Source organism: Methylobacterium segetis, from assembly GCF_004348265.1.
GTDB lineage: Bacteria > Pseudomonadota > Alphaproteobacteria > Rhizobiales > Beijerinckiaceae > Methylobacterium > Methylobacterium segetis.
Map to the genome: position 1 here is coordinate 1 of NZ_SMNT01000166.1, position 5,972 is coordinate 5,972.

General features: G+C 65.8%; 4 protein-coding genes. 2 read left to right on the plus strand and 2 right to left on the minus strand.

Annotated elements, in window-relative coordinates; genetic code table 11:
• Positions 1–270 precede the first annotated feature (270 nt).
• Positions 271–1,377 carry a hypothetical protein gene (locus tag E1J50_RS25155; RefSeq protein ID WP_132256636.1) on the plus strand — a complete coding sequence of 369 codons (1,107 nt, stop codon included), beginning with the start codon at positions 271–273 and terminating at the stop codon, positions 1,375–1,377.
• 632 nt (positions 1,378–2,009) lie between these two features.
• Here the strand turns inward: E1J50_RS25155 and E1J50_RS25160 are convergent.
• Positions 2,010–2,291 carry a hypothetical protein gene (locus E1J50_RS25160; RefSeq protein WP_132256889.1) on the minus strand — a complete coding sequence of 94 codons (282 nt, stop codon included), beginning with the start codon at positions 2,289–2,291 and terminating at the stop codon, positions 2,010–2,012.
• A gap of 340 nt (positions 2,292–2,631) precedes the next feature.
• Here E1J50_RS25160 and E1J50_RS25165 point away from each other — a divergent pair, with 340 nt between their 5' ends.
• Positions 2,632–3,165, plus strand: coding sequence for a YciE/YciF ferroxidase family protein (locus E1J50_RS25165; protein ID WP_132256891.1), 534 nt, complete (start codon positions 2,632–2,634; stop codon positions 3,163–3,165).
• Positions 3,166–3,247: 82 nt separating this feature from the next.
• On the opposite strand, the gene E1J50_RS25170 is transcribed toward E1J50_RS25165, so the two are convergent.
• Positions 3,248–5,959, minus strand: coding sequence for a hybrid sensor histidine kinase/response regulator (locus E1J50_RS25170; RefSeq protein WP_132256893.1), 2,712 nt, complete (start codon positions 5,957–5,959; stop codon positions 3,248–3,250).
• Positions 5,960–5,972: the final 13 nt, after the last annotated feature.

The window sequence follows — 5,972 nt, forward strand, 5'->3', positions numbered from 1 at the left end:
GCCCCCGGTCCAAAGGCTTCAGGAATGTATGCCGCAGACCAGCTGCAAATGCGCCGGGATTCTACACCCAATAGCACATGGAGCTCGCCCAAAATTACGATACCTGAGCGTACAAGTTGATACGGCCCAGCATCGCCAACGTACTAATAAGTACAGTTAAATTTCGATTTCGCCTTCGAAAAGTCTCCGCGGCCGACACATTCCTGCCACACTTACCTCAATGTTAACGGCATTCGCAACACACATTAGTTATTTGCAAAGGATTACTGCATGGCGGAGCAAGCGATCAGTGCGCATGTGACGATGTACGGCTGGCCTGACAATGACCCTCCTGGAGCCGGGATTGCATATCCTCAACTGCATCAACAGGCGGGTGGTACGGGCACCTTCGAGGACCCAATCACATTCGCAAGCGATTCGCGTGATTTTGCTCCGGGAACCAAAATCTATGTTCCATATTTGCAGAAATATTTCATAATGGAGGATTATTGTGCTGATGCAGTCGCAAGTACAACCGACGCACCGCATGTTGATCTTTGGGCTGGCGGCAATGCAAACTCAAATGTCTCTAGCATATTGGCGGTAGAAAACGCAAACACGCGCGATTCCGCTCAGATTATTGTGAACGCAGAGGCGGGTCATCCAGTCAATGTGACGCCATTTGATGGCAGCTCATCGGTTCTCGGCCCAAATTCATCTGGTGGAGAGGGCGTTAATTCTCCGACGGCTACGAACACAAGCAGCACGACGGACGTGACCACGGCGGGAGGGGCCGCGACCACCGGAACGACTGTCACCACGGACGCGATCAAGACGACCGCGGCCGCTATTACCGATACGAGCGCCCCGACGGACGTGAACAAGACCACGGCTGGCGCCACCGATGCGAGCGGCGCAACGGACACGACCGAGACAACCGCGGCCGGGCCGACCGTTACGACTGGCACAACGGACACGATCAAGGTGACGGCGGCCGATACTGCCGACACGACTGATACGCCTAAGCCAACCGCGGCCGGGCAGACCGTTACGGCCGACGCCACGGATACGATCAAGGTGACGGCGGCCGACACTCCCGATACGAGCAGCACCACGGACACGACGCAGGTCAATTCGGGAGCGCCGACGCATCATAGCTACTGGCACCATTCGCGGAGCCACGGCCATGGTGACAGCTTCGTGTTCGACGCCCCCCAGGCCGGCAGCACCACCGCTCCGAGCCATACCGCCGACGCGGCCGACCTGACGAACACCGCGACGAACTCCGATGCGGGCGATCCGGGTGTCCACTACGGTGGTTGCGCCGACCACGTCGATGCAGGGCAGGCCGATTTCTGGGGGAACGTGTTTAGTCATCACACCGACTTTCACATCTGAATGAAAGAGGGCCGCTCAGTCGAGCGGCCCTTCCTTAAGGTTGAGGCCCGACGTTTCCATAACGCCCAGCCGGCGGATGTCTGCTTCGGAGACTCCGCCGATGGTTGCTAGACGGCCGCAATGGGCGCAATGCTGAAGGTCAGCTTTTCCAGCGGCCCAGCTTCCGCTTGCGAACCCTTGTCGAACGTCGAGTCACAATGGGAGGGCGAGGTATCAGCCCGGCTCGCGTTACGCATGCGTTACATGAGCCACCACGCGCTAGCCAAGTGGCCTGCGTAAGTACCCGAAGAACATCGGCAATTTCTGACCCCAGCAGATCATTGCAAATCAGCGGGTCCTAGGTTCGAACCCTAGTGCGCCCACCATTCTTCTCAGAAAACGCCGAATATTATGCTCCGGCCGAGGTGCTCGGTCGCCAAGGGCCGGAGCTCGACCGAGCCGAGTCCCGTCCGCGCCGAAGGCCGCCCCCGTGTGCACCGGTGTCGCCGCGTCGGAGGATGTGCGGAAGCGGGTTTCCCGTGGCCGGGCCGCAGTGACGGGCGGGCATCCCCGCCGTATCGGCTCCTGCGAAGCCCCGGCCGAGCCGGGACTTCGCCGCGCGACGGGGGACGGGCGGTCGGCCCCGCCCCGGTTCAGTAGCTGTAGCTGCGGCGGGGATAGGCCTGGGCTGGGCCGTAGCCGGTGCCGCGCGGCTGGACGCGCGAGCCGTAGTCGATCTCGCGCTGCGCCCGGCGGTTGGCCAGGTAGCGCCCGCCGATGCAACCGGCGACCGCACCGACGACGCCGCGCTCGGCCAGATAATGGCCGGCGAGGCCGCCGATGATCGCACCCTTGATGCAGCCCTTCGCCTCCGCGGCCCCGACGCTGATCAACGTCATCCCTGCGAAGAGGGCCGCCCGTCCGACATTGTGCATGCGCTTGCTCCTGTTGATGGCAGGAAGAACCGTCACCGCGGCGGGACCGTTCCTCTCAAGGAGCCGGGTGCGTGGCGGAAACCCGGAATTCGGCCCCTCGCGATCGACCGCATGCCCGGCGTGCGGGCCGGAGGGGCAAGCCCGCCCTCGGCACACCGATCCGCCGGACGCGCAGGCGGCGCAAAGTTCCGCACTCCGTCCGGCATTCACCGACATCCACAAAAGATTTCTACAGAAAAAACGACGGACCCGCTCCTCATGTGGCGCGTTCTTACCGGAGCGCTGGCTGCGGTGAGGCTGCCGGCAGCCGATCGCACAAGATGAACGAGGCAGGACTTACATGGCCGGAAAACAGAAAAACTTGCAGGACGCCTTCTACGAGACGCTGAAGGACGTTTATTACGCTGAGAAACAGTCCGTTCGCGCGTTGAAGAAGTCGGCCAAGGCGGCCGAGCACGAGGAGTTGCGCCAAGCCTTCGAGACCCATGCCGAGGAGAGCGCCCATCAAGTGGAGCGGCTTCAGCAGGTGTTCGAGATCATCGGCAAGGCGGCGCGGGCCAAGACCTGCGAGGCCATGCAGGGCCTGACGGCGGAGATGGAGGAGGATCTGGAGGATTTCGGCGGGGGGCCGGCGGCGGACGCCGTCCTGGCGGGCTGTGCGCAGGCCGTCGAGCATTACGAGATCGCCCGCTACGGCACGCTCAAGACCTGGGCGGCCCAGCTCGGCTACGAGGAGGCCGCCAAGCTTCTCGACGAGACCCTGCAGGAGGAGAAGAAGACCGACCAGCTGCTCTCGCAGATCGCCGAGCGGATCAACGTCGAGGGCTCCGAGGAGACCGTCGCCACGAGCAAGGGCGGCCGCAGGACCGCCTGAGGACTGCAGCGGCCGAGGAGCGGCCGAGGCGGGGCGCCGGACATGGGCCCCCGCCTCGGCGGGCGCGGTGGCGCACAGGCGGTCAGCCGCGCTCGGGACGCAGGCTCATCGAGAGCGCCCGGGCGAGGTCGGCCTGCCCGAACGGTTTGCTCAGGCGCACGTGCCCGGCAAGACCGTCCTCCGGCAATTCGGAATAGCCGCTCGCCAGGATCACGGGCAGGGCGGGATGCTCGGCCCGGATGGCCTCGATCAGCTGCGCACCGGTCATGCCGGGCATCATCTGGTCCGTGATCACGAGATCGACGCTCCGCGAGCGGGCCAGGACGCGCAGGGCCTGCGGGCCCGAGGCGGCCTCCACCACCGCGTGGCCGAGATCTTCCAGCATGGCCGAGGTGTTCATCAGGACCAGCGGGTCGTCGTCGACGACGAGCATCGTCAGCGGCTGCAGCGGCTTCAGCGAAGGATCCGCCTCCGGCACGACATCCCTCAGGCCGCCGGCCCCGGCCTCGGGCAGCCACAATTCCGCGACCGTGCCCTGGCCCTTCGTGCTCGTGAGGATCAGGCGCCCACCCAGCTGCTCGGCGAAGCCGTGCACCATCGAGAGGCCGAGGCCGGTGCCCTTGCCGACGCCCTTGGTGGTGAAGAACGGCTCGGCCGCCCGGGTGAGGGTCTCTTCGTCCATGCCCTCGCCGGTGTCGGAGACGGACAGGCAGACGTAGCGCCCCGGTGCCAGGGCGGCGATGTCGTCGGCCCCGACCAGAACCGCGCGGGCCGCGATCGTGATCGATCCGCCGTCGGGCATGGCATCGCGGGCGTTCACGGTCAGGTTGAGGAGCGCGAGCTCCAGTTGGTTCGCGTCGGCGTGAGCCGGCGGGAGGTGAAGCGGAAACTGCGTGCTGACCGGGATGTTCGAGCCGATCGAGCGCTGCAGCAGCTCGGCCATGCCGCGCACGAGACCCGGCACGTCCACGGGCCCGGCGACCAGATCCTGCCGCCGCGCGAAGGCCAGCATGCGCTTGGTCAGCGTCGCCCCGCGCTCCGCCGCCTGGATCGAGTTCTCGATCAGCTGCAGGAGCTTCCCGTCCGGGGGCAGTCGCTTGCGGGCCAGGTGCAGGTTTCCGAGCACCACGGCGAGCAGGTTGTTGAAATCGTGCGCCACGCCGCCGGTCAGCTGCCCGATGGCTTCGAGCTTCTGGGACTGGATGAACCGGGCGCGGGTGTCGTCGAGGGCCTTCTGAGCCGCCAGCCGCTCCGTGATGTCCCGCGTGATCTTGGCGAAGCCGACGAGCTCGCCGTGCTCGCCCCGGATCGGGTCGATGACCACGCTGGCCCAGAAACGGGCGCCGTCCTTGCGCACCCGCCAGCCCTCGGCCTCGAAGCGTCCCTCGCGCGCGGCGACCTGCAGGGCGTGCGCGGGCAGGCCCGTGGCCTGATCCTCCTCGGTGTAGAACCGGGAGAAGTGCTGGCCGATGATCTCCTCGTCGGTGTAGCCCTTGAAGCGCTGAGCACCCCGGTTCCAGCTCGCGACCCGCCCGCCCGGGTCCAGCATGTAGATGGCGTAGTCCTGGACGCCTTGAACGAGCAGGCGGAAGCGCTGCTCGCTCTGATTGAGCGCATCCTGAGCGGCTTTGCGTTCGCTCATGTCGCGCGTGACCTTGGCGTACCCGACGAGCGTGCCGTCCTCGCTGCGGATCGGGTCGATCAGCACGTGCGCCCACATCAGCGAGCCGTCCTTGCGGACGCGCCAGCCCTCCTGCTCGAAACGGCCCTCGGTCTCAGCGATCTTCAGCGCGCGGCCGGGCAGATCCGTGGCGCGATCCTCCTCGGTGTAGAACCGGGAGAAGTGCTGGCCGATGATCTCCTCGTCGGTGTAGCCCTTGAAGCGCTGGGCACCCCGGTTCCAGCTCGCGACCCGCCCGCCCGGGTCCAGCATGTAGATGGCGTAGTCCTGGACGCCTTGAACGAGCAGGCGGAAGCGCTGCTCGCTCTGATTGAGCGCATCCTGAGCGGCTTTGCGTTCGCTCATGTCGCGCGTGACCTTGGCGTACCCGACGAGCGTGCCGTCCTCGCTGCGGATCGGGTCGATCAGCACGTGCGCCCACATCAGCGAGCCGTCCTTGCGGACGCGCCAGCCCTCCTGCTCGAAACGGCCCTCGGTCTCAGCGATCTTCAGCGCGCGGCCGGGCAGATCCGTGGCGCGATCCTCCTCGGTGTAGAACCGGGAGAAGTGCTGGCCGATGATCTCCTCGTCGGTGTAGCCCTTGAAGCGCTGGGCACCCCGGTTCCAGCTCGCGACCCGCCCGCCCGGGTCCAGCATGTAGATGGCGTAGTCCTGGACGCCTTGAACGAGCAGGCGGAAGCGCTGCTCGCTCTGATTGAGCGCATCCTGAGCGGCTTTGCGTTCGCTCATGTCGCGCGTGACCTTGGCGTACCCGACGAGCGTGCCGTCCTCGCTGCGGATCGGGTCGATCAGCACGTGCGCCCACATCAGCGAGCCGTCCTTGCGGACGCGCCAGCCCTCCTGCTCGAAACGGCCCTCGGTCTCAGCGATCTTCAGCGCGCGGCCGGGCAGATCCGTGGCGCGATCCTCCTCGGTGTAGAACCGGGAGAAGTGCTGGCCGATGATCTCCTCGTCGGTGTAGCCCTTGAAGCGCTGGGCACCCCGGTTCCAGCTCGCGACCCGCCCGCCCGGGTCCAGCATGTAGATGGCGTAGTCCTGGACGCCTTGAACGAGCAGGCGGAAGCGCTGCTCGCTCTGATTGAGCGCATCCTGAGCGGCTTTGCGTTCGCTCATGTCGCGCGTGACC

What these genes read in the sequence shown, in the direction of transcription:
- E1J50_RS25170 (WP_132256893.1), bottom strand. Translation starts at nt 5,959, where the DNA reads ATGAGCGAACGCAAAGCCGCTCAGGATGCGCTCAATCAGAGCGAGCAG.
- E1J50_RS25165 (WP_132256891.1), top strand. Translation starts at nt 2,632, where the DNA reads ATGGCCGGAAAACAGAAAAACTTGCAGGACGCCTTCTACGAGACGCTG.
- E1J50_RS25155 (WP_132256636.1), top strand. Translation starts at nt 271, where the DNA reads ATGGCGGAGCAAGCGATCAGTGCGCATGTGACGATGTACGGCTGGCCT.
- E1J50_RS25160 (WP_132256889.1), bottom strand. Translation starts at nt 2,291, where the DNA reads ATGCACAATGTCGGACGGGCGGCCCTCTTCGCAGGGATGACGTTGATC.